A 24,744-nucleotide genomic window follows, 5' to 3' on the forward strand; every position below is an offset into this window, starting at 1 on the left:
TGGTTGATCAAAGTGTCATATGCGCCGAACTGTCGGCGCTTTCACCCTATTACGCGCTGAGCACCCGACGCTCCAGCGCCGTTTGCAGGTCTTCGAATTTCACCGGCTTGTTCAGGTAATCGATGCGCGTGCCCGGTGCGCAGTGCTCGCGATCCGTGCCCAGGGCCAGCATGAACACCGGCAGATTGGCGCAGCCGGGCAACCCATGAATCTGGCAGCACAACGAGGCCCCTTCGTGGCTGGGCAACTGGCAATCGATCAGCACCGCATCGAAGGCCTCGCCCTGCAGATAATCCAGCGCCGCCGCGCCGTTGTCCGCCGTGCGTACGCGGAACCCCAGTTTGAGCAGCATGCCGCGCATCACCAGTTGGTTGACGCTGTTGTCATCCACCAGCAACACCGTGCAATCCTGCGGCGCACGGCTGCGCTCGTGCAGCGCGTCCGCGGTTGGCGCCGCTTCGACTTCCGGCAGCTCGAACTCGACATCCAGTTGAAAACGGCTGCCGCTGCCAGGCTGGGAGCGGTGAGTCAGCTTGCCGCCGAGCAGTTCCACCAGTTGCCGACAGATCGCCAGCCCCACGCCCAGCCCGCCGTACTCGCGGGTCATCGAGCCGTCGAGCTGGAAGAAGCGCTGATACATCGTCGCCTCGCCCAGATCGGTGAAACCGATGCCGGTGTCGATCACCGCAAACGACAACGCCAAGCGATTGCCCGCCGACGGTTTGCCGGTCACTCGCAGCGCCAGACCACCGACTCGGGTGAACTTGATCGCGTTGTCCAGCAGGCACTCCAGGCATTGCGCCAGTTTTGCGCTGTCGCCGTGCAAGCGATCCGGCAGGGTCGGCAGCACCTCGACTTTGAAGTCCAGCGACTTGCTGGCCGCGTTGCCATCGAACTGCACGCGCAAGGCCTCGACCACCGCGCGCAGGCTGAAGCTGCCCGGCGTCGCCTTGAGCTTGCCGGCCTGCAGTTCGGTGAGGGTGAGGATGCCGTTGACCATGCGCATCATGTCCCGGGCGGAACCAGCGGCGGTTTGCTGGTACTGCTCCAACTCAGGTTCCAGCTCGACGGTCTGCATCAGCTCCAGCGAACCGATCACGCCGTTCATCGGCGTGCGCAACTCGTGGGTCAGGGTCGCGAGGAATTCATCCTTGAGCTTGTTGCTGTGGGCCAGTTGCTGGTTGAGCACTTCGAGCTTCTGCCCGGCGTCGAACAGGGTCTGCGCCTGTTGCTCGCGCATCGCGTTGATGCGGTCGGCCAGCGCCAGCGACAGCAGCGCGACTTCGATCGCCGAACCGATCTGACTGGCGTACATGGTCAGGAACACGTTCGGCAGCAGGCCCAGCACCATCAGCGTATTGACGATGCCGCCGAGCAGGAATGCCGACCAGGCAATGATGAAATAACGCGCCACCCGCAAGCCGCGCCACCAGGCGAGAATCCCGGCGGCGAAGATCACCACGGTGAACACCAGCGCCAACAGGGTCGCCAGGCGCAGCGACAATGCGTAACTGGTCATCAGCGACAGCCCGACCACCAGCGCGCCGAACGCGATCAGGGCGATCAGCAGATAGTCGAGCCAGCGGCTGTGGGTTCTGGTCTGCAGGAAACTGCGGGCGAACTGGCTGCCGAACAACCCGGCGCAACCGATGAAAAATGGTGTGGCGGCGTTGGCCCACCACGGATTGTCCGGCCAGAAATACTCGACCGCCGCGCCGTTCACCGACAGTTGATAGAGGCCGAACGAAGCGATGTAGAAAATGTAATAGAGGTAGCTGGTGTCGCGCACGCTCAGGTAGATGAACAGGTTGTAGACCAGCATCCCTAGCAGCACGCCATAAATGATCCCCAGCACATACAGGCGCACCGGTTGATCTTCGAGGTACGCGGTGCTCGACCATAAGGTCACCGGTGCCTGGATCGAACCTTCACTGGCCAGGCGCAGGTACACGGTTTTTTGCTGGTCAGGGGCGAAGGTCAGGTCGAACAGGTAATTGTTCTGCCGGATCTCGCGACTGGCGAACGGCAAGGCGTCGCCGGTCTGCCGGATCAGGCGGTAGTCGCCATTGGCATCGGCCATATAAAGGTCGAGGTGATCGAGCGGCGGATACGCCAGCTCCAGCAGCCAGGTGCGTTGCGCGGCCGGGTTGTTCGGACGGTAATGCAGGTCGATCTTCAGCCAGAACGCCGAGCGCGAGTAACCGGCATTGAGCGTGGCTTTGTCGTGGGGTTTGAAATTGCCCGCCGCCGCTTGAGCACGGACGTCGGCGATGTTCGCCTGACCGCTCGGGTCTTCGAACACTTGCATGGAGCGGCCCAGGGGAAGGCTCTGGGTATTTTCGTCGAACTCGACGGCGCTTGCGAGGAGGGGCAAGCAGAACAGCAACATCAGCAAATAGCGCATTGAAGCCCCAGCGTGGCTCGTCCGGTTGTGTCAGGAAGCCCCCCATTCCCTTTGAGTAGACGTAAAACCGGTATTACCTGTTATTGGTTTGGATCCAGCCTAGCATAGCCGTTGATGGCCATTGAGCACCATCGAAATTTTTCCTACAAAGGCTCTAGAACGGGCGTTTCAGAGCAAAGCAGCGAGCTAGAGCTGTTGAGTTGGTCAGCTCACTACAACGACGGATGTTGTAAATACCTCTTGTGGCGAGGGGATTTATCCCCGATGGGTCGCGAAGCGGCCCCAAACCATGCAACCAGATTCTTTCAGACACGATTCATAGAATGGATTTGCGACTGCTTCGCAGCGCATCGGGGATAAATCCCCTCGCCACAATTGCTACCCGACTAATGGCCGCAATGTGTCAGACAATCTCTAGCCAAACGCTTTCAGGACTGAACCCCAAAATCAGGTTTGGTGGTAAGCTCGCGCACCATGAATATCTACAGCTCCCGCCCCGTTGTCCTCTGTCTCTCCGGCCACGACCCCAGTGGTGGCGCCGGCTTGCAGGCAGATATCGAAGCCCTGCTTGCGCAGGGTTGCCATGCGGCTCCGGCCGTCACCGCCCTGACCGTGCAAGACACTGTCAACGTCACTGACTTCCGCGTCCTCGACCGAGAGTGGGTACTGGCCCAGGCCAATGCCGTGCTCAACGACTCCGAAGTCGCTGCGGTCAAACTGGGCATGCTCGGCTCGCTGGAAATGGTCGACACCGTGGTCGAACTGCTTTCGGCGCACCCGCACCTGCCGGTAGTCTGCGACCCGGTGCTGCGTGCCGGCGGCGGCGGACGCCTGGGCAAGGATGAAGTCGGTTATGCGATGCGCGAGCGTCTGCTGCCACTGTCGATCATTGCCACCCCCAACCTTCCCGAAGCGCGGATTCTCGCCGAACTGCCCGAAGGCACTGCGGACGAGTGCGCGGAAAAGCTCCTGCCGTTCGTCAAAAACCTGCTGATCACCGGCGGCCATGGCGACGAAACTGAAATCCACAATCGCCTGTACAGCCGTGACGGCCTGCGTGAAACCTTCTATTGCCAGCGTTTACCGGGCAGTTATCACGGTTCCGGCTGCACATTGGCCAGCGCCCTCGCCGGTCGGCTGGCCCAAGGTGAAAACCTCGCCAGCGCCGTGCGTACGGCACTGGATTACACCTGGCGCACCCTGCGCGATGCCGAACAACTGGGCAAAGGCCAGTTCGTGCCGCGTCGCCTGCCGCTGGATTTTTGCTCGTAACGTCGTGAGGTCTGCCTGATGAAACTCCGTGGCCTGTACGCCATCACCGACAGCCAATTGCTGGCGGGCAAGTTTCTGTCGTATGTGGAGGCGGCGCTGGAAGGCGGCGTCACCCTGCTGCAATACCGCGACAAAAGCAGCGACGAGGCCCGCCGTCTGCGCGAGGCCGAAGCGCTACGTAACCTGTGCGAGCGCTACAAGACGCAGTTGATCATCAACGATGACGCCGAATTGGCCGCACGCCTCAACGTCGGCGTGCACCTGGGTCAGACCGACGGCCCGCTGTCGCCGACCCGCGCCCTGCTCGGCTCCAAAGCCATCATCGGTTCGACCTGCCACGCGCAACTCGAACTGGCGGAGCAAGCCGCCAAGGAAGGCGCGAGCTATGTCGCCTTCGGTCGCTTCTTCAATTCCAACACCAAACCCGGCGCGCCAAGCTGCAGCCTCGATCTGCTCGACGAGGCCAAACGCAAGCTGCATCTGCCGGTCTGCGCGATTGGCGGCATCACCCTCGACAACGCCGCGCCACTGGTGGCCCACGGGGTCGACCTGCTGGCGGTGGTCCACGGCTTGTTCGGTGCCGAAAGCACCGCCGAAGTGACCCGCCGCGCCCGCGCCTTCAACGAACTTCTGAAAATCTGATTTGAGAGCCCGAACATGTCTCGTTCCGAAACCCTGTTTGCCAATGCCCAGAAACACATTCCCGGTGGCGTGAACTCGCCGGTTCGCGCCTTCAAGAGCGTGGGCGGCACACCGCTGTTCTTCAAGCATGCCGAAGGCGCCTACGTCACCGACGAAGACGACAAGCGCTATGTGGATTACGTGGGTTCGTGGGGGCCGATGATCCTCGGCCACAGCCACCCGGACGTGCTGGACGCGGTGCGCAATCAGCTGCAACACGGCCTGTCCTACGGCGCGCCGACCGCGATGGAAACCGAGATGGCCGATCTGGTCTGCTCGCTGGTGCCGTCGATGGACATGGTGCGCATGGTCAGTTCCGGCACCGAAGCGACCATGAGTGCGATTCGTCTGGCCCGTGGTTACACCGGTCGCGACAGCATCATCAAGTTCGAAGGCTGCTACCACGGTCACTCCGACAGCCTGCTGGTCAAGGCCGGTTCCGGCGCGCTGACCCAAGGTGTGCCGAGCTCCGCCGGTGTGCCGGCCGCGTTCGCCAAACACACCCTGACTCTGCCGTTCAACGACATCGACGCCGTGGAGAAGATGCTCGCCGAAGTCGGTCAGGACGTCGCCTGCATCATCGTCGAGCCAGTCGCGGGCAACATGAACTGCGTACCGCCGGCACCGGGTTTCCTTGAAGGCCTGCGTTCGCTGTGCGACAAGCATGGCGTGGTGCTGATTTTCGACGAAGTGATGACCGGTTTCCGCGTTGCCCTCGGCGGCGCCCAGGCGCACTACGGCGTGACCCCGGATCTGACCACCTTCGGCAAGATCATCGGCGGCGGCATGCCGGTCGGCTGCTTCGGCGGCAAGCGTGAAATCATGGAGCGCATCGCGCCGCTGGGCCCGGTGTATCAGGCCGGCACCCTGTCGGGTAACCCACTGGCGATGGCCGCCGGTCTGACCACCCTGCGCCTGATCAGCCGTCCGGGTTTCCACGCCGAGCTGACCGACTACACCACGCGCCTGCTCGACGGTCTGCAACAACGCGCCGATGCCGCGGGTATTCCGTTCGTGACCACGCAAGCGGGTGGCATGTTCGGCCTGTATTTCAGCGGCGCCGACGACATCGTCACCTTTGAAGACGTGATGGCCAGCGACGCAGCACTGTTCGGTCGCTTCTTCCATCTGATGCTGGAAGGTGGCGTGTACCTGGCGCCGAGTGCATTCGAAGCCGGTTTCACCTCGATCGCCCACGGCGAAACCGAGCTGAAAATCACTCTGGACGCTGCCGAACGTGCCTTCGCTGCACTGAAGTAATCGCCGTACCGCTGACGTTGGCCATGGCCAGCGTCAGCTTTCACCTACACCCACGCTGTTTTTCCCACGCCTCTGTTAAAAATCCGCCAGAAAGTGGCCGATATATTCCCCGCGCAGCAGAAAAACGAGTAAAGACTTTGTAAGGTTGGCCCTGCTTATTTCATAATGCGCGCTTATTGGATCCCTCGATGGGTCCGCGTGCCCTTCAGAGGTAAGTCGATTCCCATGAACCGCACCGGCCGCACCCTTGCCTTGGGCTGCCTGTTGCTCCTTCAGCCCCTGCTCGCGCATGCACAAGCAGGCGGCAACTCGTTGTTGATCCCGGCGATGGGTCGTTGCACCCTCAATACTCAGCCGCAAGACGTCACGCAGGCACTGGCTGCCTGCCAGAAAGCGGCGGATGAAGGGGATGCGCAAGCGCAATACGAGTTGGGTGAGTTCTACTACGACGGCAAGAATGCGCCGCGCGACCTCAATCAAGCCCTGAGCTATTTCGAAAAGGCCTCGTTGCAAGGCCATGCTCAGGCACAGTTCAAGCTCGGTACCATGTTCTTCCACGGCGAAGGCGTGCAGGCCAACAACATTCAGGCCTACATCGTGCTGAAGATGGCCGCGGTCAACGGCGCCGAAGATGCGCTGGACACCGCCGACGAGGTCTCGGAAAAAATGTCCCGCGAAGACCTCGAAACCGCGACCCAGGTGCTCGGGCAAATTTTCCGTAAATACCTGATGGAACTGCAGAGCGCCGATGGGCGTACGCCGTTTTCGCCATTGCCATAGGAGCTTTTGTGGCGAGGGGATTTATCCCCGATGGGTTGCGAAGCAGCCCCAAAACCCTGCAATCAAGCTCCTTCTGACATACCTTGCTGAATGGACTTGCGACTGCTTCGCAGTCGATCGGGGATAAATCCCCTCGCCACAAATCATTTCAAATCCAGATCCGGGCTTACTTCTCAGGCATCGGCATCGGAAACGGCATCACATTGCCGACCGCGCCACGGGCTTCGCTGATTTTCGGGGTGCCCAGACGTTCCACCTCGTCGATGCGCACGATCGAATGCATCGGCACAAAGCTGCGCACCACGCCTTCGAACTGCGCCTTGAGCTTCTCTTCGCTCGGATCGACCACCACTTGCGTGCGCTCGCCAAAGACGAACTCTTCCACTTCCAGAAAACCCCACAGATCACTTTGATAGATCTGCTTGGCGTACATTTCGAACACCTGGCCCTGGTTGAGGAAAATCACCTTATAGATTGGAGCTTCGCGTTTGGTCATGGCGGGGGGATAACATCGGGGATAAAAATGAGGGCGCAAACTATAGCATAGCCGCCGGACGCACAGCGGTAGGAACCTGAGGGCTTGTTCCCTATAATGCGCGGTTCTTTGAATCAGGTGACGACCTTACTCCATGGCCAAGAAGCTTTACATCGAAACCCACGGTTGCCAGATGAACGAGTACGACAGCTCGCGCATGGTCGATCTGCTGGGCGAACATCAGGCCCTGGAAGTCACCGCCCGTGCGGAAGACGCCGACGTGATTCTGCTCAACACCTGTTCGATCCGCGAACGTGCCCAGGATCGGGTGTACTCGCAGCTCGGCCGCTGGCGTGAACTGAAACTGGCCAATCCGGACATGGTGATCGCCGTCGGCGGTTGCGTGGCCAGCCAGGAAGGCGCGGCGATCCGTGATCGCGCGCCGTATGTCGACGTGGTCTTCGGCCCGCAGACCCTGCACCGTCTGCCGGAAATGATCGACGCCGCACGCAGCAGCAAGTTGCCGCAAGTCGACGTCTCGTTCCCGGAAATCGAAAAATTCGACCACCTGCCCGAGCCGCGCATCGACGGCCCGAGCGCTTACGTGTCGGTGATGGAAGGCTGCAGCAAATACTGCACGTTCTGCGTGGTGCCCTACACCCGTGGCGAAGAAGTCAGCCGGCCGTTCGATGACGTGATTGCCGAGATCATCCACCTCGCCGAGAACGGCGTGCGTGAAGTGACCTTGCTCGGGCAGAACGTCAACGGTTATCGCGGTACGACTCATGACGGTCGCCTGGCCGATCTGGCCGAGCTGATCCGCGTGGTCGCCGCTGTCGACGGCATCGACCGCATCCGCTACACCACTTCGCACCCGCTGGAGTTCTCCGACAGCCTGATCCAGGCCCACGCCGAAGTGCCGGAGCTGGTCAAACACCTGCACTTGCCGGTCCAGTCGGGTTCCGACCGGATCCTCGCGGCGATGAAGCGCAACCACACCGCGCTGGAGTACAAATCCAAGCTGCGTAAACTGCGCGCTGCCGTGCCAGGGATCTGCATCAGTTCGGACTTCATCGTCGGCTTCCCCGGCGAAACCGAGAAAGACTTCGAACAGACCATGAAGCTGATTGCCGACGTCGGTTTCGACTTCTCCTACTCGTTCGTCTATAGCCAGCGCCCGGGCACCCCGGCGGCCGATCTGGCCGATGACACCCCGGAGGAGCTGAAGAAAGAACGCTTGAACGCCTTGCAGCATCGTTTGAATCAGCAAGGGTTCGAGATCAGCCGACAAATGGTCGGTTCGATCCAGCGCATTCTGGTCACCGACTACTCGAAGAAAGACCCGGGCGAGCTGCAAGGGCGTACCGAGAATAATCGTATCGTCAACTTCCGCTGCGACAATCCGACCCTGATCGGCCAGTTCGCCGACGTACACATCGACGCGGCGCAACCGCACTCGCTGCGCGGCTCGCTGATTCAATAACACCGCGCGTCTTCTGTAGTAGGGCTGTTGTGGTGAGGGGATTTATCCCCGATGGTTGGCGCAGCCGACCCAAAGCTGAAGTTGTGGTGAATCTGCCATACCGAAAGCTCTGGTTTTGGGGCCGCTCCGCAGCCCATCGGGGATGAATCCCCTCGCCACAGATAACTCCACCCGCCACAGAAAGGCTTTCCAGACTCGCATCGATATTTAAGAGCTTTCGCACCCACGCCACTGGCGTTATCCTTGATTTCATCTTAATTGCCCCAGGGCGGCTAAATACGACCTTGAACGCACCCATAGAACCACATCGTTTTATCCTCGAGCCCTTTGAGGCTCGCCGCTTCGCCAATCTGTGCGGGCAATTCGACGAGCATCTGCGCTTGATCGAACAGCGCCTGGCCATCGAGATCCGCAATCGCGGAAACCAGTTCGAGCTGATCGGCGACCCCAAGCACACCACGTCTGCGGAAAACCTGCTGCGCCGCCTGTACCGCGAAACCAAGGGTACCGAGCTGTCGCCAGACATGGTGCACCTGTTCCTCCAGGAATCGGCCGTGGTCGAACTGGACAACCACGCCCCCGCCGAAGCCTCCGTCGCCCTGCGCACCAAGAAAGGCATGATTCGCCCACGCGGCTTGAATCAGCTGCGCTACGTGAAGGAAATCCTCGGCAACGACATCAACTTCGGCATCGGTCCGGCCGGTACCGGCAAGACCTATCTGGCTGTGGCTTGCGCCGTCGATGCCCTGGAGCGCGAGCAGATCCGCCGCATCCTGCTGGTACGTCCGGCGGTTGAAGCCGGTGAAAAACTCGGTTTCCTGCCGGGTGATCTCGCCCAGAAGATCGACCCGTACCTGCGCCCGCTGTACGACGCCCTCTACGAAATGCTCGGCTTCGAATACGTGGCCAAGCTGATCGAACGTCAGGTGATCGAAGTCGCGCCGCTGGCCTACATGCGCGGTCGGACGCTGAACAACAGCTTCATCATTCTCGACGAAAGCCAGAACACCACCGTCGAGCAGATGAAAATGTTCCTGACCCGGATCGGCTTTGGCTCCACCGCGGTCATCACCGGCGACATCACCCAGGTCGACCTGCCGCGCGGCACCAAGTCCGGGCTGCATCATGTGATCGAAGTGCTCAAGGACGTTCCGGGCATCAGCTTCACCCATTTCCAGCCCAAAGACGTCGTGCGCCATCCGTTGGTGCAGCGGATCGTCGAGGCCTACGAGCGCTTCGAGACCCGTGCCGAAGCCGCCAGGGAAACCTCGCGCGATGCTTGAGCTGGATCTGCAAATCGCTACCGAAGCGAACGCCCCGAGTGAAGCCGACTTCCGCAAATGGTGCGAACTGGCCCTGCGCCAGCGCAGCGCTGACTCGGAAATGACCATTCGTCTGGTTGATGAGGAAGAAGGTCGTGAGCTGAATCACACCTGGCGCCATAAGGATTACGCGACCAACGTCCTGTCGTTCCCGGCCGAAGTCCCTGACGAGTTTCTCGACATCCCGCTGCTCGGCGATCTGGTGATCTGCGTGGCCGTGGTCGAGCGCGAAGCTGCCGAACAAGGCAAGGAACTCCAGGCCCATTGGGCACATCTAGTCATTCACGGCTGCTTGCATCTGCTCGGTTACGACCATATAGATGACGACGAAGCCGAAGAAATGGAAGCACTGGAACGCGAGTTGCTTGCCGAACTGGGCTATCCCGATCCGTACGCGGACGACGAAGCCGAAACATCCCCTATCGTTACAACAAAGGATTCAGAGTAATCGCTATGAGCGAAGATCGATCGAGCAACGGGCAGAAGTCATGGCTGGGTAAACTGACCCAGGCTTTTGCCCACGAGCCGAAGAACCGTCAGGAGCTGCTTGAGCTGCTGCGTGATGCACATCAGAACAAACTGCTGGACAGCGAAGCGCTGGCCATCGTCGAAGGCGCCATTCAGGTGGCTGACCTGCAAGTACGCGACATCATGGTGCCGCGCTCGCAGATGATCAGCATCAAGGCGAACCAGACACCCCGTGAATTCCTCCCGGCCGTGGTCGACTCGGCCCACTCGCGCTATCCGGTCATCGGCGAAAGCCACGACGACGTGATGGGCGTGCTGCTGGCCAAGGATCTGCTGCCGCTGATCCTCAAGGAGAACGGCGACAGCTTCAACATCAAGGACCTGCTGCGCCCGGCCACCTTCGTGCCGGAGTCCAAGCGTCTGAACGTGTTGCTGCGTGAATTCCGCGCCAACCACAACCACATGGCCATCGTCATCGACGAGTACGGCGGCGTCGCCGGCCTGGTGACGATTGAAGACGTGCTGGAACAGATCGTCGGCGACATCGAAGACGAGCACGACGTCGAAGAAGACAGCTACATCAAGCCGCTGCCCAGCGGTGATTTCCTGATCAAGGCCCTGACACCGATCGAGAACTTCAACGAGTTCTTCGACAGCGAATTCTCCGACGACGAGTTCGACACCGTCGGCGGCCTGGTGATGAGCGCGTTCGGGCACTTGCCAAAACGCAACGAAATCACTGAAATCGGCGCCTATCGTTTCCGCATCCTGAACGCCGACAGCCGTCGGATTCATTTGCTGCGACTGACCCCTATCGCCCGGTAAGAAATCTAAGGACTGAAATGCGCTGGACAACCCGCCCCGGCTGGCCCGGTAACCTGCTGGCCGTGGCGGCCGGTGCAATCACCACCTTCGCCCTGGCCCCGTTCAACATCTGGCCGCTGGCTTTGCTCGCGGTCGGCCTGTTCTACGCCGGCCTGCGCGAGCTGAAACCGCGTCAGGCGCTGGGCCGTGGCTGGTGTTTCGGTTTCGGCCTGTTCGGCGCCGGCACCAGTTGGATCTACTACAGCATCCACCACTTCGGTGGTGCCTCGGTGCTGCTGGCCGGGTTCCTGATGTTGCTGTTCACCGCAGCGATCGCGCTGTTCTTCGCCCTGCCCGCGTGGGTCTGGGCGCGCTGGTTGCGCCGCAACGAGGCACCGTTGGCCGATGCGCTGGCGTTTGCCGCGCTGTGGGTCGGTCAGGAAGCGTTTCGTGGCTGGTTTCTCACCGGTTTTCCATGGCTCTACTCCGGTTACAGTCAGCTCGACGGCCCATTGGCCGGGCTCGCGCCGGTGGGCGGCATGTGGTTGGTGTCGTTCGTTCTGGCGCTGACTGCGGCGCTGATCTACAACGCACCGCGCCTGCTGCAAACCGGTCGTAAAGGCTTTATCGCGGCCGGTTTGCTGTTGCTGGTCGGGCCATGGGTGGCGGGTATTGCGCTCAAGGGCCACGCCTGGACCAGTCCGTCCGGCCCGGCACTGAGCGTCGCTGCGATTCAGGGCAACGTCGAACAAAGCATGAAATGGGATCCGGCGCAGCTTAACGCGCAACTGGCGCTGTATCGCGACCTGAGTTTTCGCTCGAAGCCGGTGGACCTGCTGATCTGGCCGGAAACCGCGGTACCGGTGCTCAAGGAGTCCGCCGAGGGCTACCTGAACATGATGGGTAACTTCGCCGCCGAGCGTAAATCGGCGCTGATCACCGGGGTGCCGATCCGCGAGACGGTTCGTCACGAAAAACGCTTCTTCAACGGCATCACCGTGGTCGGCGAAGGTGATGGCACCTACCTCAAGCAGAAACTGGTGCCGTTCGGTGAGTACGTACCGTTGCAGGATCTGCTGCGCGGGTTGATCGCGTTCTTTGACTTGCCGATGTCCGACTTCGCTCGCGGGCCGGCGGATCAGCCGTTGCTGCAGGCCAAGGGTTATCAAATCGCGCCATTCATCTGCTACGAAGTGGTGTACCCGGAATTCGCCGCTGGGCTGTCGGCACGCAGCGATCTGCTGCTGACGATCAGCAACGACACCTGGTTCGGCACCTCGATCGGCCCGCTGCAACACCTGCAAATGGCGCAGATGCGCGCACTTGAGGCAGGCCGCTGGATGATCCGTGCTACGAACAATGGCGTGACTGGGCTGATCAACCCGTTCGGGCAGATCACCGAGCAGATCCCGCAGTTCGAACAGGGCATTCTGTATGGCGAAGTGGTGCCGATGCACAACCTGACGCCGTACCTGCAATGGCGTTCATGGCCGCTGATCATCGTCTGTGTGCTGCTGTTTGGCTGGGCGCTGATGGCGAGCCGGATGTCGAAAACCCTTTAAAAGCGATCCATAAACACTGTGGTGAGGGGATTTATCCCCGATCGATGACGCAGTCATCGCAAATCCATTGCACTCGATTTACCTGAAAGTCCGAGATGCAGGTTTTGGGGCGGCTTCGCCCCCCATCGGGGATAAATCCCCTCGCCACGGAAGCCCTATCAAAACAGTGCTCTTAGCGGTAAAACAACGAATACCCCGCCTGCCCCACCGCCTCATTCAGCAACTGCCCGCTCTGCCAGATCGACTTGAACTCCGGCAGCCAGCCACCAAACGGGCGCGCATTATCGGTTCCGAGAAACCCGACGGGCGCCGGCACCACTTCGAATCCTGCCTGCTGGAAACACCACACGGCGCGCGGCATGTGCCAGGCCTGCGTGACCACCACGACGCGCTTGATGCCTTGTGGCAACAAGATGTCGGCGCTGAATTTGGCGTTTTCCCAGGTGGTACGGCTCTCGCCTTCCTGCCAGCGCGTGGTCACGCCGAAATCATCGCGCAACGAATCGGCCATCAGCTTCGCTTCCGTCGGCGGTGTGCCGTAATGCAAGCCACCACTGGTCAGGATCGGCAACCCGGACGCCTTGGCCAGCCGCGCGGCATAGCGCTGACGCTCCAGCCCCACGCCAGTCGGCTGATCTTCGCCCCAGGCCAGATCGCCGCGCTCGCGCCCGGAACCCAGCACCACAATGGCATCGGCGCGCTGCGCCAGTGTCGTCCACGCATCACGGGGTATTGGCGGTTCGCGCTCCAGCGCTTTGGCGCCCCATTGCACAACCACCGGCAGGCTCATCAGCCAGAAACCACCCAGGCCAAGGGCAAAACACAGGCCGGCCAGCCGTGGCCGGGAGCGGCGCAGCCACCAGGCGACCAGCAACAGCAGCAAAAGAATGCCGGGCGGCAAGAGCAGTTGTTTGATGAAGTAACGAAAAGGCATCGGGGCATCTCCAGAGATGCCCGAAGCCTAAGAGTGTTAATGAAACGTTACAACCGATAGGTAGGATCCTGTTGGAAAAGATCCGTTACTTGACCTGCCATGCGATTACTTGGCCTGCACAGAACGAACCTTTACGGTGTCTCTGCCGGGCGCCTTGTCCTTGAGCCAGATGACCTTGGCTGAATGTGCTGCATCGAGCTGTTTCACTGCCTGCGACAGGTATCCATGCGATTCACGCTCACTGCGATCCAGATAGGCCTTGACCAGTTTGAACTCGGCGGGGCTCAAGCCACGCAATTCCAGTTCCACGGGGCGCTCATCGCGCAGCCGGCCAGCGGTTTTTGCAGCGTCGAGCGCCATGCCCAGACGATCCATCAACCGTTCATACAACTCGGGTTTCGTCACGTTTTTTTGCCGTTGCTCCACCATCCCTCACCTCATTGAAGATAAGACTCACTCCCCAATAAGAGCTTAGCTTCGCTGCACAAACCGGCTGAACGCCGCGACCAACGGCCCTCGCCACGGTTTTCCGGGGCCAGACAGCTGTAATCAGGGTTTCCCTAGGCCAAGCGCGGTCATGTATGCTACGGCGCTTCCTGTCATTCCACTTCCAGCCTGTCCGGAGCATCCCCCGGAGGGCGCGTTGAAGAGGATTAGGCCACCCCTATCCAGTACAAAAGTAGCCATGCACGAACAATATCAGCCCCGTGAAATCGAAGCCGCCGCCCAGTCGTTCTGGGACGAGCAAAAGTCCTTTGAAGTCAGTGAACAGCCAGGCAAGGAAACCTACTACTGCCTGTCGATGTTCCCTTACCCCAGCGGCAAGCTACACATGGGGCACGTGCGCAACTACACCATCGGCGACGTGATCTCCCGCTACCAGCGCATGCAAGGCAAGAACGTTCTGCAACCGATGGGTTGGGACGCCTTCGGCATGCCGGCGGAAAACGCCGCGATGAAGAACAATGTGGCGCCCGCCAAGTGGACCTACGAAAACATCGCCTACATGAAGTCCCAGCTGCGCAGCCTGGGCCTGGCGGTGGACTGGTCCCGTGAAGTGACCACCTGCAAGCCGGATTACTACCGCTGGGAACAATGGCTGTTCACTCGCCTGTTCGAAAAAGGTGTGATCTACCGCAAGAACGGCACCGTGAACTGGGACCCGGTCGACCAGACCGTACTGGCCAACGAACAGGTGATCGACGGTCGCGGCTGGCGCTCCGGCGCGCTGATCGAAAAGCGCGAAATCCCGATGTACTACTTCAAGATCACCGCTTACGCGGATGAGCTGCTGGAGAGCCTCGACGAACTGACTGGCTGGCCGGAACAGGTCAAGACCATGCAGCGCAACTGGATCGGCAAATCCCGCGGCATGGAAGTGCAGTTCCCGTACAACGTCGACTCGATCGGCGAAGCAGGCACCCTCAAGGTCTTCACCACCCGTCCGGACACCCTGATGGGCGCAACCTACGTTGCCGTGGCTGCCGAACACCCGCTGGCCACCCAGGCCGCGCAGAACAATCCTGAGCTGCAAGCGTTCATCGCCGAGTGCAAGGGCGGCAGCGTGGCTGAAGCCGACGTCGCCACTCAAGAGAAGAAAGGCCTGCCGACCGGCCTGTTCGTCGAGCACCCGCTGACCGGTGAAAAACTCCCGGTATGGGTCGCCAACTACGTGCTGATGCACTACGGCGACGGCGCCGTGATGGCGGTCCCGGCGCACGACGAGCGCGATTTCGAATTCGCCCACAAGTACAACCTGCCGGTGAAATCGGTGGTGCGCACCAGCTCCGGCGACACCAACCCGGCTCCGTGGCAAGACGCCTACGGCGAGCACGGCACGCTGATCAACTCCGGCGAGTTCGACGGCCTGGACTTCACCGGCGCGTTCGACGCCATGGAAGTCGCCCTGATCAAGAAAAACCTCGGCGCCTCGCGTACCCAGTTCCGCCTGCGCGACTGGGGCATCAGCCGTCAGCGCTACTGGGGCTGTCCGATCCCGATCATCCACTGCGCCACCTGCGGTGACGTGCCGGTGCCGGAAGACCAGTTGCCGGTGGTGCTGCCGGAAGACGTGGTGCCGGACGGCGCCGGTTCGCCGCTGGCACGCATGCCGGAATTCTACGAGTGCAGCTGCCCGAAATGCGGCCAGCCTGCCAAGCGTGAAACCGACACCATGGACACCTTCGTCGAGTCCTCGTGGTACTACGCCCGTTACGCCTCGCCGCACTTCGAAGGTGGCCTGGTGGAAAAATCCGCGGCCGACCACTGGCTACCGGTGGATCAGTACATCGGCGGTATCGAACACGCCATTCTTCACCTGCTGTACGCGCGCTTCTTCCACAAGCTGATGCGTGACGAAGGTCTGGTCAGCTCCAACGAGCCGTTCAAGAACCTGCTGACCCAGGGCATGGTGATCGCCGAGACTTACTACCGTCGCGAAGCCAACGGTGCCTACACCTGGTTCAACCCGGCGGACGTGGAACTGGAGCGTGACAGCAAGGCCAAGGTCATCAGCGCCAAATTGAAATCCGACGGCTTGCCGGTGGAAATCGGTGGCACCGAAAAAATGGCCAAGTCGAAGAACAACGGTGTCGACCCACAGTCGATGATCGATCAGTTCGGCGCCGACACCTGCCGCCTGTTCATGATGTTCGCTTCGCCGCCTGACATGAGCGCCGAATGGTCGGACTCCGGCGTTGAAGGCTCGCACCGCTTCCTCAAGCGCGTCTGGCGTCTGGCGCAGGCCCATGTGACCCAGGGCCTGCCGGGCAAACTGGACATCGCCGGTCTGAACGACGAGCAGAAAGCCGTGCGCCGCGCCATCCACCTGGCCATCAAACAAGCCAGCCACGACGTCGGCCAGAACCACAAATTCAACACCGCCATCGCTCAGGTGATGACGCTGATGAACGTGCTGGAAAAAGCTGCGCAAGGCACCGAACAGGACCGCGCGCTGATTCACGAAGGTCTGGAAGCTGTCACGTTGTTGCTGGCTCCGATCACGCCGCACATCAGCCATGAGCTGTGGAATCAACTGGGCCACGCTGACCCGGTGATCGATGCCGGCTGGCCTGCGGTCGATGAAAGCGCACTGGTGCAGGACAGCCTGCAACTGGTCATTCAAGTGAACGGCAAGCTGCGTGGCCAGATCGAAATGCCGGCCAGCGCCACCCGCGAAGAAGTTGAAGCGGCTGCGCGCGCAAACGAAAACGTGCTGCGTTTCGTCGACGGTCTGACCATTCGCAAAGTGATCGTTGTACCGGGGAAACTGGTCAACATCGTCGCCAGCTAAATTGGATTGGGCGTCAGGTTCGCCTGACGCACTGTAAAACCTTTCGGGCCGCAGGGTCGGCCCACATGGTTTCAAGGGGAGCAACACAATGATCAAACGCAATCTGCTGGTGATGGGCCTCGCCGTTCTGCTGAGCGCCTGCGGTTTCCAGCTGCGTGGCACCGGCACCAACGAACTGTCGATCAAGGAGCTCGATCTGAGCGCCCGTAACGCGTATGGCGAGACCGTCACCCAGCTGCGTCAGGTGCTCGAGTCCAGCGGCGTCAAGGTCTACAGCGGTGCACCGTACAAGCTGTATCTGGCTGACGAACAGGAAAACCAGCGTATCCTCAGCTACGCCGGTGCCGGTCGTACGGGTGAGTACCAAGTGACCACCGTGCTGAACTACGACATCGTAGGCGAACACAATCTGAACCTGCTGAGCGACAAGCTTGAAGTGCAGAAAGTGTTCATCCACGACGGCAACAACCTCGTCGGCTCCGATCAGGAAGCCAACGACGCCCGTCGCGAAACCCGTCGCGAACTGGTTCAGCGCATGATGCTGCGCCTGCAACAGCTGACGCCGGGCCAACTGCAGCAATTGCAGCAAGCGGCCAACGACCGTGCCCGGGCTGAAGCCGACGCGCTGAAGGCGGCGCAGAAAGCTGAAGCGGAAACACCGCGTCAGTCGCCGCTCGAACTGCCGCAGCAGTAAGACGTACGGGGCGCTCAGGCGCCCCGTACGCCCTCTCTTATGAAGCTCGCTCCCGCTCAACTCGGCAAACACCTGCAAGGCGCGCTCGCGCCCGTCTATATCATCAGCGGCGATGACCCGCTGTTGTGCCAGGAAGCCGCCGACGCCATTCGCAGTGCTGTCCGCCAGCAAGGTTTCGACGAACGCCAGGTGTTCGCCGCCGACGCCAATTTCGATTGGGGGACCTTGTTGCAGGCCGGCGCCAGCATGTCGCTGTTCGCCGAAAAACGCCTACTGGAACTGCGCCTGCCTTCGGGCAAGCCCGGTGACAAGGGCGCTGCCGCGCTGATCGAATACTGCTCGCGCCCCGCTGAAGACACGGTGCTGCTGATCAGCTTGCCCAAGCTCGATGGCAGTGCGCAGAAGACCAAGTGGGGCAAGGCGCTGGTCGAAGGCCAGCAGACCCAGTTCATCCAGATCTGGCCGGTGGATGCCAACCAGTTGCCGAGCTGGATTCGCCAGCGTCTGTCGCAAGCCGGTTTGTCGGCCAGCCAGGACGCGGTCGAACTGATCGCCGCACGCGTCGAGGGCAACCTGCTCGCCGCTGCGCAGGAAATCGAAAAGCTCAAGTTGATGGCCGAAGGTGGGCAGATCACCGTCGAAACCGTGCAGGCCGCGGTGGCCGACAGTGCGCGCTTCGACGTGTTTGGCCTGACCGACGCCGTACTCAACGGCGAACCGGCCCACGCCTTGCGCATGCTTGAAGGTCTGCGCGGTGAAGGCGTCGAGCCACCGGTGATTCTCTGGGCACTGGCGCGGGAGTTGCGCCTGCTGGCCAATATCTCGCTGCAGTACAGCCAGGGCACGCCGCTGGACAAGTGCTTCAGCCAGGCGAAACCGCCTGTCTGGGACAAGCGCAAACCCCTGATGAGCAAAGCCCTGCAACGCTACTCGGCGCAACGCTGGGCGCAGTTGTTGCTCGAAGCCCAGCGCATCGATGCGCAGATCAAGGGTCAGGCCACCGGTTCCCCTTGGATGAGCCTGAGCCGGTTGGCGCTGTTGATGTCGGGCCAGCGTCTTTCACTGCCCGCCGAGTAAGACGTTCAACCGCATAACGCCCTTTCGCGGGCAAGCCCGCTCCCACAGTCGATCGCATTCACATGATAGAACTCGGTCGACTGTGGGAGCGGGCTTGCTCGCGAAGGCGTCAGAATATTCCTACGCAATAGAGGCTGGACAGACGCGCGGCTTCGGCAGATTATTCGCCCCGCAGCACCCACCTACCGAGAGAACCCTCATGAGCAAAAAGCCATCGAAACATGGCCCGAACAAGGCCAAATCCATCATCGCCCAACCCCTGTTCCGCAGTCGCCAGGAACGACCAACCAAGGGTAAAGGCAGCTACCGCCGCGAAGCCTTCCAGTCTAATAGCTGGGAGGCTTCTTACTTTCTGGCTGCCTGAAGCACAGCACCCCCTGGTCATGTTAAGGTCTGCACCTGATTCGTATCCCCTGGAACTGTGCATGCCCTTCAGTCTTTCCCGTCGTTGGCCCGTTCGCCAACTGATCGCTGCCTCCAGCTTCATTCTGCTTGTCGCCTGCGCGGAAAAACCTACCGCTGCCGATGCGCAACCCCTTCAAGCCGCCCCTGTCGCAACAGCCCCGGCAATCATCCCGCCGGTAGTGCCGTCCGCTGACCCTCTCGATTTACAGCCAACCCAGACCTTTGCCGAATGGCAGGCGGGTTTCCGCAAGGATGCCTTGGCAGCCGGGATCCGCGCCGATCTGTTCGACCGCGCGTTTGCCAATGTCAGCTTCGATGCCAGTGTGATCAAAGCCGACCGCAGCCAGCCGGAGTTCTCTCGTCCGGTATGGGAATACCTCGACGGCGCCCTGTCGCCGCTGCGGGTGCGCAAGGGGCAGGCGCTGATCAGTCAGTACGCCGACATCCTGCAAAGCATCGAACAGCGTTATGGCGTGGATCGCCAGGCACTGGTGTCGGTATGGGGCATGGAAAGCAACTTCGGTCAGTTCCAGGGCACCAAATCGGTGATCAACTCGCTGGCGACCCTGGCCTACGAAGGCCGTCGCCCCGCATTTGCTCATGCACAACTGATCGCGGCGCTGCAGATCCTGCAACAGGGCGACATCACGCCAGAAAAGATGCTTGGCTCGTGGGCCGGCGCGATGGGCCAGACCCAGTTCATTCCGACGACCTACAACACCCACGCCGTGGATTTCGACGGTGACGGCCGCCGCGACATCTGGGGCAGCCCGGCCGATGCCCTGGCCTCCACAGCGCATTACCTGCAAAGCTCCGGCTGGCAGCGTGGTCAGCCATGGGGCTTCGAAGTGCAACTGCCGAGTGGCTTCAACTACACCTTGGCCGATGGCGCGATTCGCAAGACCGTCGCTGAATGGCGGCAACTGGGCGTGATCCTGCCCAATGGCGGTCAGGCCCCGGCCGGCTCGGAACAACTGTCTGCCGCCCTGCTGCTGCCGGCCGGTTACCGTGGCCCGGCGTTCCTGATCCTCGATAACTTCCGGGCGATCCTCAAGTACAACAACTCGTCGTCCTATGCACTGGCGGTCAGTCTGTTGTCCGAGCGCCTCAATGGCGCAGGCCTGATCAATGGCACATGGCCGAAAGACGATCTGCCACTGAGCCGTTCCGAACGCATCGAATTGCAGAACCTGCTGAGCGCGCGTAATTACGATGCGGGCACGGCGGACGGGATTATTGGCGCCAATACCCGCAAGGCGATCCGCAGTGCCCAGCAGGCGTTTGGCTGGCCGGCGGATGGTTATCCGACGCATAAGTTGCTTGAGAGCCTGCGCTCCCAATAGAAAGATCGTCGTATGGCTGATGCCGCCTTCGCGAGCAAGCCCGCTCCCACATTGGTTCCGTGTACGACACAAATCAAATGTGGGAGGGGGCTTGCTCCCGAAGACTGACTCACTGGCAACCAAACCCTAGCGTTTGATCACTACATCCTGTTCCAACATCAATTCCTTCTTCCCCGCATCCAGTCGCACCAGCGCCCCCATCGGCAGCGTCAGGTTCGGATCACAATGCCCGCTGCGCCACCCCGACAGCACCGGAATCCGTAACGGCTCGAACGTCTGCTTGAGCAAGCGATTCAACGCCTCGACATCGACCCCGGCGACATCCCCCACCAGCACACCGCGCAATCTGGCCAGCTTGCCAGCCAGGCGCATCTGCGTGAGCAAACGGTCGATGCGATACAGCGGCTCGTTGACGTCCTCGATCAGCAGAATCACGCCCTCGACATCAATCTCATACGGTGTGCCCAGCGTTGCAGCGATCATCGCCAGATTGCCGCCGAGCAAACGCCCGTGCGCAATGCCCGGTTCGACGGTGGTCAAGGGATAAGCCACCGGATGGCTCAACACACTCCCCGCCTTCAACTGACCGCGCAGCATGGCGAAGAATGAGGTGACAGTCGGCGGCTCCTTGTCGCCCAGCAAATCGGCGTTGAGCAGCGGGCCGTGGAAGGTCACGAACCCGGCGTAGCGACTGATCGCCAGATGCAGCGCGGTGATGTCGCTGTAGCCGACAAACGGCTTGGCGTGACGACTCAGCAGATCGTAATCGATCCGGTCCAGCAGACGCGGCGTACCGTAGCCGCCGCGCAGGCAGATGATCGCGTCGACTTCGGGATCGGCGAAAGCGGCATGCAGGTCGTTGAGGCGTACGTCATCGCTGCCGGCCAGATAGCCGTCCTTCTCGTAGACACCGGGGAACACTTTCAACGCATAGCCGCGAGCGCGCATCCACTGCACAGCCTTTTCCGTGTCCAGTGCGCCGGGGCCGGCGGGCGCGATCAGGCCGATCAGCCCTTCGGACGGCAGCGCCGGTACGGGTTTATGCGGAAAAAGGCTGTGGTTCGGTCGAACGGTCATCCATGGGTCTCCCTGTGTAAAGTCTTGCAGACACAGTAGTCAGGTCCAGAGACAAACAAAAGAGTGCGCGGCAGACCCAAACAAAAATACCCGCCGAAGCGGGTATTTTTCGAGGCTATCAGCGCCGGATCAGGAACCGAGCAGTTCAGCCTTGACCAGTTTCGCCTGCTCGTCGGCGTGATACGAGGAACGTACCAGCGGGCCGGAAGCAACGTTCTTGAAGCCCATCTTGTAACCTTCCTCGGCGAACCAGGCGAAGGTGTCCGGGTGCACGAAACGCTGCACCGGCAAGTGGCTGCGCGACGGTTGCAGGTACTGGCCGAGGGTCAGCATGTCAATGTCGTGTTCGCGCATGCGCTTCATGACTTCGATGACTTCTTCGTCGGTCTCGCCCAGACCCAGCATCAGGCCGGATTTGGTCGGGATGTGCGGCATCATCTGCTTGAAGCGTTGCAGCAGGGTCAGCGACCACTGGTAATCCGAACCCGGACGCGCAGCCTTGTACAGGCGCGGCACGGTTTCCAGGTTGTGGTTGAACACATCCGGCGGCTCGGCAGCGGTGATTTCCAAGGCGATGTCCATGCGGCCACGGTAGTCCGGGACCAGGGTTTCCAGCTGCACGTTCGGCGACAGCTTGCGGATCTCGCGGATGCAATCAGCAAAGTGCTGGGCACCGCCGTCACGCAGGTCGTCGCGGTCAACCGAGGTGATCACCACGTACTTGAGCTTGAGGTCGGCAATGGCGATCGCCAGGCTCTCCGGCTCGTTGACGTCCAGTGGTTTCGGACGACCGTGGCCAACGTCGCAGAACGGGCAACGACGGGTGCAGATGTCGCCCATGATCATGAAGGTCGCGGTGCCGCCGGAGAAGCACTCGCCCAGGTTCGGGCAGGAGGCTTCTTCGCAGACGCTGTGCAGCTTGTGCTTGCGCAGCAGACTCTTGATCCGGTCGACTTCCGGCGAAACCGGGATGCGCACGCGAATCCAGTCGGGTTTCTTCGGCAGTTCGGTGGTCGGAATTATCTTTACCGGGATGCGTGCAACCTTCTCGGCGCCGCGCAGCTTGACGCCGGCTTCAACCTTGGGACGCGGGGCCGGGCGCTCGGTCACGTCGAGCGTCGGGATCATGGTTTGCACTGCATCAGTAGTCATATCAGTCGATTCCGCCCGTCAGGGTCGTCTGCTCAGCATAGTCGAGGTGTTTGACGAGCTGCGCGCGCAGCCGGGCACTTACCTCGGCAAATTCAATCGATCCTGCGTGATCGCTCAGCTGGGTCATCGCCAGCCCGGCATAGCCGCAGGGATTAATCCGTCGAAACGGCTCCAGGTTCATATCCACGTTCAGGGCCAGGCCATGAAAGGAGCAACCGTGGCGAATCCGCAAACCCAGAGAAGCGATTTTCGCTCCGTCGACGTAGACGCCGGGAGCATCTGGCTTGGCTACAGCGGTCACGCCGTAGCTGTCCAGCAATTCGATCAGGCACTGTTCCATGCGCGTGACCAGATCACGTACGCCAAAGCCCAGCTTGCGCACATCCAGCAACAGGTAAGCCACCAATTGGCCCGGGCCATGATAAGTCACCTGCCCGCCGCGATCGACCTGTACCACCGGGATATCGCCCGGCAGCAACAGGTGTTCGGCCTTGCCGGCCTGGCCCTGGGTGAACACCGGTGGGTGCTCGACCAGCCAGATTTCGTCGGCGGCATCGCTGCCGCGTTCGTTGGTGAAGCGTTGCATGGCATGCCAGACCGGCTCGTAAGCCATCTGGCCAAGTTCGCGAAAGCCCAGCGTGCCCGGCATCACAACACCATGTGCACGAAACCGGAAGCCCGCAGTTCGCTGTTGATGTTGTACAGCTGATCCTGGTCTGTCGCGACGATGTGCAGCTGAATGGTGGTGTACTTGCCGTTGCTGCTTTGACGCTCGTCGATGCGCTCATCATTGATGGTCGCGTGTTTCTTGACGATGTCGATGATTTTGTCTTTGTTGCCGACGCCCGTATCGCTGATCACCTTAATCGGATAATCAGTCTGCGGAAATTCGATCTTTGGCGCCTTTACTTCGGAATCGGTCATGGCGTAACGGCCTCTAGAGCGCAAGCCGTGGTAACGCACATGGCCCCGCACCGGATCGGGGCGGGGCCATGCAGGTCAACACAAATCAGTTGAACAAGCCGTAGAAGAATAGACGGATGCTATCCCACATGCGGCGGAAGATACCACCCTCCTCGACAGCGTCCAGAGCGATCAGGTCGGCGCTGTGCACCACCTTGTCGTCCAGTTTCACTTCGACTTTACCGATCACGTCGCCCTTGGCGATTGGTGCGGTCAGTTGCGGGTTCATGGTCATGCTGGCAGCGAGCTTTTTCAGCTGGCCTTTTGGCAGGGTCATGGTCAGGTCTTCAGCCAGGCCGGCCTTGACTTGACTGGTGGTGCCTTTCCACACCGGGGCCTGAGCCAGTTCGGTGCCCTTCTGGTAGAAGGTCTGGGTTTCGAAGAAACGGAAACCGTAGGTCAGCAGCTTCTGGGTTTCAGCGGCACGCGCCACTTCGCTGTTGGTGCCGAACACCACGGCGATCAGACGCTGGCCATCACGTACAGCCGAGGACACCATGCAGTAGCCGGCTTCGTCGGTGTGACCGGTTTTCAGACCGTCAACGGTCTTGTCGCGCCACAGCAGCAGGTTGCGGTTAGGCTGCTTGATGCCGTTCCAGAAGAACTCTTTCTGCGAGTAGATCGCGTAGTGAGCCGGGTCTTCGTGGATGATCGCACGGGCCAGGATCGCCATGTCGTGAGCCGACGAATAGTGCTCAGGGTTCGGCAGACCGGTCGGGTTCATGAAGTGCGAGTTGGTCATGCCCAGATCGGCGACCGTCTTGTTCATCAGGTCGGCGAACGCGTCTTCGCTGCCGGCGATGTGCTCGGACAGCGCCACGCTGGCGTCGTTGCCGGACTGGATGATGATGCCGTGCAGCAGGTCGCTGACGGTCACTTGCGAGCCGACTTTGATGAACATCCGCGAGCCGCCGGTACGCCAGGCGTTTTCGCTGACGGTCACCGGGTCGTTCTCACCGATCTGGCCACGACGGATTTCCAGCGTAGCGATGTACGCGGTCATCAGTTTGGTCAGGCTGGCTGGCGGCAGACGCTGGTCACCGTTGTTCTCCACCAGCACGTTGCCGCTGCTGGCGTCCATGAGCACGTAGGCTTTTGCAGCCAGTTGAGGTGGCGACGGCATCATCTCGGCCGCGAAAGCGGCTGGCGAGAGGAGCAGCGGGACTAGCAGACACAGGCGTTTGGCAAAGGTGGTGATGTTCATCCGTCTCTCGAAATCGCTAATGGAAACTTGCCCGAAGGCAAAACTATTCAGACAGCCTTCTAACGGGCCATCGCGTGTTCAGTTGCTCACTC

General features: G+C 61.0%; 23 protein-coding genes. 14 read left to right on the top strand and 9 right to left on the bottom strand.

Translation table 11 applies throughout. From position 1 onward, the window contains the following. Positions 1-49: 49 nt before the first annotated feature. Positions 50-2,404: a hybrid sensor histidine kinase/response regulator gene (locus J1G18_RS06105; protein ID WP_223007239.1), complete on the bottom strand. Its 2,355-nt coding sequence runs from the start codon at positions 2,402-2,404 to the stop codon at positions 50-52. Positions 2,405-2,878: 474 nt separating this feature from the next. On the opposite strand from J1G18_RS06105, the gene J1G18_RS06110 reads away from it, so the two are divergent. From J1G18_RS06110 to J1G18_RS06125, 4 genes are all read left to right on the top strand, one after another. Next, a complete protein-coding gene (locus J1G18_RS06110; protein ID WP_007960553.1) occupies positions 2,879-3,676 on the top strand; it encodes a hydroxymethylpyrimidine/phosphomethylpyrimidine kinase in 798 nt (265 codons plus the stop codon). A gap of 18 nt (positions 3,677-3,694) precedes the next feature. Continuing rightward, a complete protein-coding gene (gene thiE / locus J1G18_RS06115) occupies positions 3,695-4,318 on the top strand; it encodes a thiamine phosphate synthase (protein ID WP_003228513.1) in 624 nt (207 codons plus the stop codon). A gap of 15 nt (positions 4,319-4,333) precedes the next feature. Then, a complete protein-coding gene (hemL, locus tag J1G18_RS06120) occupies positions 4,334-5,617 on the top strand; it encodes a glutamate-1-semialdehyde 2,1-aminomutase (protein WP_098965768.1) in 1,284 nt (427 codons plus the stop codon). A 225-nt stretch (positions 5,618-5,842) separates the two neighbouring features. Beyond that, positions 5,843-6,397 carry a tetratricopeptide repeat protein gene (locus tag J1G18_RS06125; RefSeq protein WP_003228518.1) on the top strand — a complete coding sequence of 185 codons (555 nt, stop codon included), beginning with the start codon at positions 5,843-5,845 and terminating at the stop codon, positions 6,395-6,397. A 166-nt stretch (positions 6,398-6,563) separates the two neighbouring features. Here J1G18_RS06125 and J1G18_RS06130 read toward each other — a convergent pair whose 3' ends face one another. After that, entirely contained in the window at positions 6,564-6,893 is a 330-nt protein-coding gene (locus tag J1G18_RS06130) for a DUF1820 family protein (protein ID WP_003185742.1), read from the bottom strand. A 133-nt stretch (positions 6,894-7,026) separates the two neighbouring features. Here J1G18_RS06130 and miaB point away from each other — a divergent pair, with 133 nt between their 5' ends. The 5 genes from miaB to lnt all read left to right on the top strand — a co-directional run bounded on the left by miaB (position 7,027) and on the right by lnt (position 12,511). Further along, a complete protein-coding gene (gene miaB / locus J1G18_RS06135) occupies positions 7,027-8,355 on the top strand; it encodes a tRNA (N6-isopentenyl adenosine(37)-C2)-methylthiotransferase MiaB (RefSeq protein ID WP_064589373.1) in 1,329 nt (442 codons plus the stop codon). Between the two features lie 284 nt (positions 8,356-8,639). Beyond that, positions 8,640-9,638: a PhoH family protein gene (locus J1G18_RS06140; RefSeq protein ID WP_097089326.1), complete on the top strand. Its 999-nt coding sequence runs from the start codon at positions 8,640-8,642 to the stop codon at positions 9,636-9,638. Continuing rightward, entirely contained in the window at positions 9,631-10,125 is a 495-nt protein-coding gene (gene ybeY, locus J1G18_RS06145; RefSeq protein WP_096795275.1) for an rRNA maturation RNase YbeY, read from the top strand. The genes J1G18_RS06140 and ybeY overlap by 8 nt, the downstream gene beginning before the upstream one ends. Positions 10,126-10,130: 5 nt before the next feature. Beyond that, positions 10,131-10,970, top strand: coding sequence for an HlyC/CorC family transporter (locus J1G18_RS06150; RefSeq protein ID WP_027612886.1), 840 nt, complete (start codon positions 10,131-10,133; stop codon positions 10,968-10,970). Between the two features lie 17 nt (positions 10,971-10,987). Continuing rightward, a complete protein-coding gene (gene lnt, locus J1G18_RS06155) occupies positions 10,988-12,511 on the top strand; it encodes an apolipoprotein N-acyltransferase (protein ID WP_134787404.1) in 1,524 nt (507 codons plus the stop codon). A 172-nt stretch (positions 12,512-12,683) separates the two neighbouring features. Here the strand turns inward: lnt and J1G18_RS06160 are convergent, their stop codons facing one another. Both J1G18_RS06160 and J1G18_RS06165 read right to left on the bottom strand, forming a co-directional pair. Next, positions 12,684-13,445: a YdcF family protein gene (locus J1G18_RS06160; RefSeq protein WP_223007240.1), complete on the bottom strand. Its 762-nt coding sequence runs from the start codon at positions 13,443-13,445 to the stop codon at positions 12,684-12,686. 105 nt (positions 13,446-13,550) lie between these two features. Further along, positions 13,551-13,874, bottom strand: a complete 324-nt coding sequence (locus J1G18_RS06165) for a hypothetical protein (protein WP_096796296.1) — start codon at positions 13,872-13,874, stop codon at positions 13,551-13,553. A gap of 256 nt (positions 13,875-14,130) precedes the next feature. Here J1G18_RS06165 and leuS point away from each other — a divergent pair, with 256 nt between their 5' ends. The 5 genes from leuS (at position 14,131) to J1G18_RS06190 (ending at position 20,256) form a co-directional block, all read left to right on the top strand. Then, positions 14,131-16,737 carry a leucine--tRNA ligase gene (gene leuS, locus J1G18_RS06170; RefSeq protein ID WP_108183903.1) on the top strand — a complete coding sequence of 869 codons (2,607 nt, stop codon included), beginning with the start codon at positions 14,131-14,133 and terminating at the stop codon, positions 16,735-16,737. 88 nt (positions 16,738-16,825) lie between these two features. Beyond that, a complete protein-coding gene (gene lptE, locus J1G18_RS06175) occupies positions 16,826-17,431 on the top strand; it encodes an LPS assembly lipoprotein LptE (protein ID WP_007960576.1) in 606 nt (201 codons plus the stop codon). A gap of 39 nt (positions 17,432-17,470) precedes the next feature. Continuing rightward, positions 17,471-18,508, top strand: a complete 1,038-nt coding sequence (gene holA / locus J1G18_RS06180) for a DNA polymerase III subunit delta (protein WP_223007241.1) — start codon at positions 17,471-17,473, stop codon at positions 18,506-18,508. Positions 18,509-18,707: 199 nt separating this feature from the next. Continuing rightward, positions 18,708-18,872, top strand: coding sequence for an alternative ribosome rescue factor ArfA (gene arfA / locus J1G18_RS06185; RefSeq protein WP_027612891.1), 165 nt, complete (start codon positions 18,708-18,710; stop codon positions 18,870-18,872). Between the two features lie 61 nt (positions 18,873-18,933). Continuing rightward, positions 18,934-20,256 carry a lytic murein transglycosylase gene (locus tag J1G18_RS06190; RefSeq protein ID WP_223007242.1) on the top strand — a complete coding sequence of 441 codons (1,323 nt, stop codon included), beginning with the start codon at positions 18,934-18,936 and terminating at the stop codon, positions 20,254-20,256. 126 nt (positions 20,257-20,382) lie between these two features. Here the strand turns inward: J1G18_RS06190 and J1G18_RS06195 are convergent, their stop codons facing one another. From J1G18_RS06195 to J1G18_RS06215, 5 genes are all read right to left on the bottom strand, one after another. Beyond that, positions 20,383-21,333: an LD-carboxypeptidase gene (locus tag J1G18_RS06195; RefSeq protein ID WP_223007243.1), complete on the bottom strand. Its 951-nt coding sequence runs from the start codon at positions 21,331-21,333 to the stop codon at positions 20,383-20,385. A gap of 129 nt (positions 21,334-21,462) precedes the next feature. Beyond that, on the bottom strand, positions 21,463-22,461 hold the full coding sequence (gene lipA, locus J1G18_RS06200; protein ID WP_160768663.1) for a lipoyl synthase: 999 nt from the start codon (positions 22,459-22,461) through the stop codon (positions 21,463-21,465). Between the two features lie 25 nt (positions 22,462-22,486). Further along, positions 22,487-23,134, bottom strand: a complete 648-nt coding sequence (gene lipB, locus J1G18_RS06205; protein ID WP_096796301.1) for a lipoyl(octanoyl) transferase LipB — start codon at positions 23,132-23,134, stop codon at positions 22,487-22,489. Then, positions 23,134-23,409, bottom strand: coding sequence for a DUF493 domain-containing protein (locus tag J1G18_RS06210; protein WP_223007244.1), 276 nt, complete (start codon positions 23,407-23,409; stop codon positions 23,134-23,136). Before J1G18_RS06210 ends, lipB begins: the two co-directional genes overlap by 1 nt. Positions 23,410-23,494: 85 nt before the next feature. Continuing rightward, positions 23,495-24,652: a D-alanyl-D-alanine carboxypeptidase family protein gene (locus J1G18_RS06215; RefSeq protein WP_003228546.1), complete on the bottom strand. Its 1,158-nt coding sequence runs from the start codon at positions 24,650-24,652 to the stop codon at positions 23,495-23,497. Positions 24,653-24,744: the final 92 nt, after the last annotated feature.

Source organism: Pseudomonas sp. MIS38 (assembly GCF_019891575.1).
In the GTDB taxonomy this organism is placed as follows: Bacteria; Pseudomonadota; Gammaproteobacteria; order Pseudomonadales; family Pseudomonadaceae; genus Aquipseudomonas; species Aquipseudomonas putida_A.

What these genes read in the sequence shown, in the direction of transcription:
- J1G18_RS06105 (WP_223007239.1), bottom strand. Translation starts at nt 2,404, where the DNA reads ATGCGCTATTTGCTGATGTTGCTGTTCTGCTTGCCCCTCCTCGCAAGC.
- J1G18_RS06110 (WP_007960553.1), top strand. Translation starts at nt 2,879, where the DNA reads ATGAATATCTACAGCTCCCGCCCCGTTGTCCTCTGTCTCTCCGGCCAC.
- thiE (WP_003228513.1), top strand. Translation starts at nt 3,695, where the DNA reads ATGAAACTCCGTGGCCTGTACGCCATCACCGACAGCCAATTGCTGGCG.
- hemL (WP_098965768.1), top strand. Translation starts at nt 4,334, where the DNA reads ATGTCTCGTTCCGAAACCCTGTTTGCCAATGCCCAGAAACACATTCCC.
- J1G18_RS06125 (WP_003228518.1), top strand. Translation starts at nt 5,843, where the DNA reads ATGAACCGCACCGGCCGCACCCTTGCCTTGGGCTGCCTGTTGCTCCTT.
- J1G18_RS06130 (WP_003185742.1), bottom strand. Translation starts at nt 6,893, where the DNA reads ATGACCAAACGCGAAGCTCCAATCTATAAGGTGATTTTCCTCAACCAG.
- miaB (WP_064589373.1), top strand. Translation starts at nt 7,027, where the DNA reads ATGGCCAAGAAGCTTTACATCGAAACCCACGGTTGCCAGATGAACGAG.
- ybeY (WP_096795275.1), top strand. Translation starts at nt 9,631, where the DNA reads ATGCTTGAGCTGGATCTGCAAATCGCTACCGAAGCGAACGCCCCGAGT.
- J1G18_RS06150 (WP_027612886.1), top strand. Translation starts at nt 10,131, where the DNA reads ATGAGCGAAGATCGATCGAGCAACGGGCAGAAGTCATGGCTGGGTAAA.
- lnt (WP_134787404.1), top strand. Translation starts at nt 10,988, where the DNA reads ATGCGCTGGACAACCCGCCCCGGCTGGCCCGGTAACCTGCTGGCCGTG.
- J1G18_RS06160 (WP_223007240.1), bottom strand. Translation starts at nt 13,445, where the DNA reads ATGCCTTTTCGTTACTTCATCAAACAACTGCTCTTGCCGCCCGGCATT.
- J1G18_RS06165 (WP_096796296.1), bottom strand. Translation starts at nt 13,874, where the DNA reads ATGGTGGAGCAACGGCAAAAAAACGTGACGAAACCCGAGTTGTATGAA.
- leuS (WP_108183903.1), top strand. Translation starts at nt 14,131, where the DNA reads ATGCACGAACAATATCAGCCCCGTGAAATCGAAGCCGCCGCCCAGTCG.
- lptE (WP_007960576.1), top strand. Translation starts at nt 16,826, where the DNA reads ATGATCAAACGCAATCTGCTGGTGATGGGCCTCGCCGTTCTGCTGAGC.
- holA (WP_223007241.1), top strand. Translation starts at nt 17,471, where the DNA reads ATGAAGCTCGCTCCCGCTCAACTCGGCAAACACCTGCAAGGCGCGCTC.
- arfA (WP_027612891.1), top strand. Translation starts at nt 18,708, where the DNA reads ATGAGCAAAAAGCCATCGAAACATGGCCCGAACAAGGCCAAATCCATC.
- J1G18_RS06190 (WP_223007242.1), top strand. Translation starts at nt 18,934, where the DNA reads ATGCCCTTCAGTCTTTCCCGTCGTTGGCCCGTTCGCCAACTGATCGCT.
- J1G18_RS06195 (WP_223007243.1), bottom strand. Translation starts at nt 21,333, where the DNA reads ATGACCGTTCGACCGAACCACAGCCTTTTTCCGCATAAACCCGTACCG.
- lipA (WP_160768663.1), bottom strand. Translation starts at nt 22,461, where the DNA reads ATGATCCCGACGCTCGACGTGACCGAGCGCCCGGCCCCGCGTCCCAAG.
- lipB (WP_096796301.1), bottom strand. Translation starts at nt 23,134, where the DNA reads ATGCCGGGCACGCTGGGCTTTCGCGAACTTGGCCAGATGGCTTACGAG.
- J1G18_RS06210 (WP_223007244.1), bottom strand. Translation starts at nt 23,409, where the DNA reads ATGACCGATTCCGAAGTAAAGGCGCCAAAGATCGAATTTCCGCAGACT.
- J1G18_RS06215 (WP_003228546.1), bottom strand. Translation starts at nt 24,652, where the DNA reads ATGAACATCACCACCTTTGCCAAACGCCTGTGTCTGCTAGTCCCGCTG.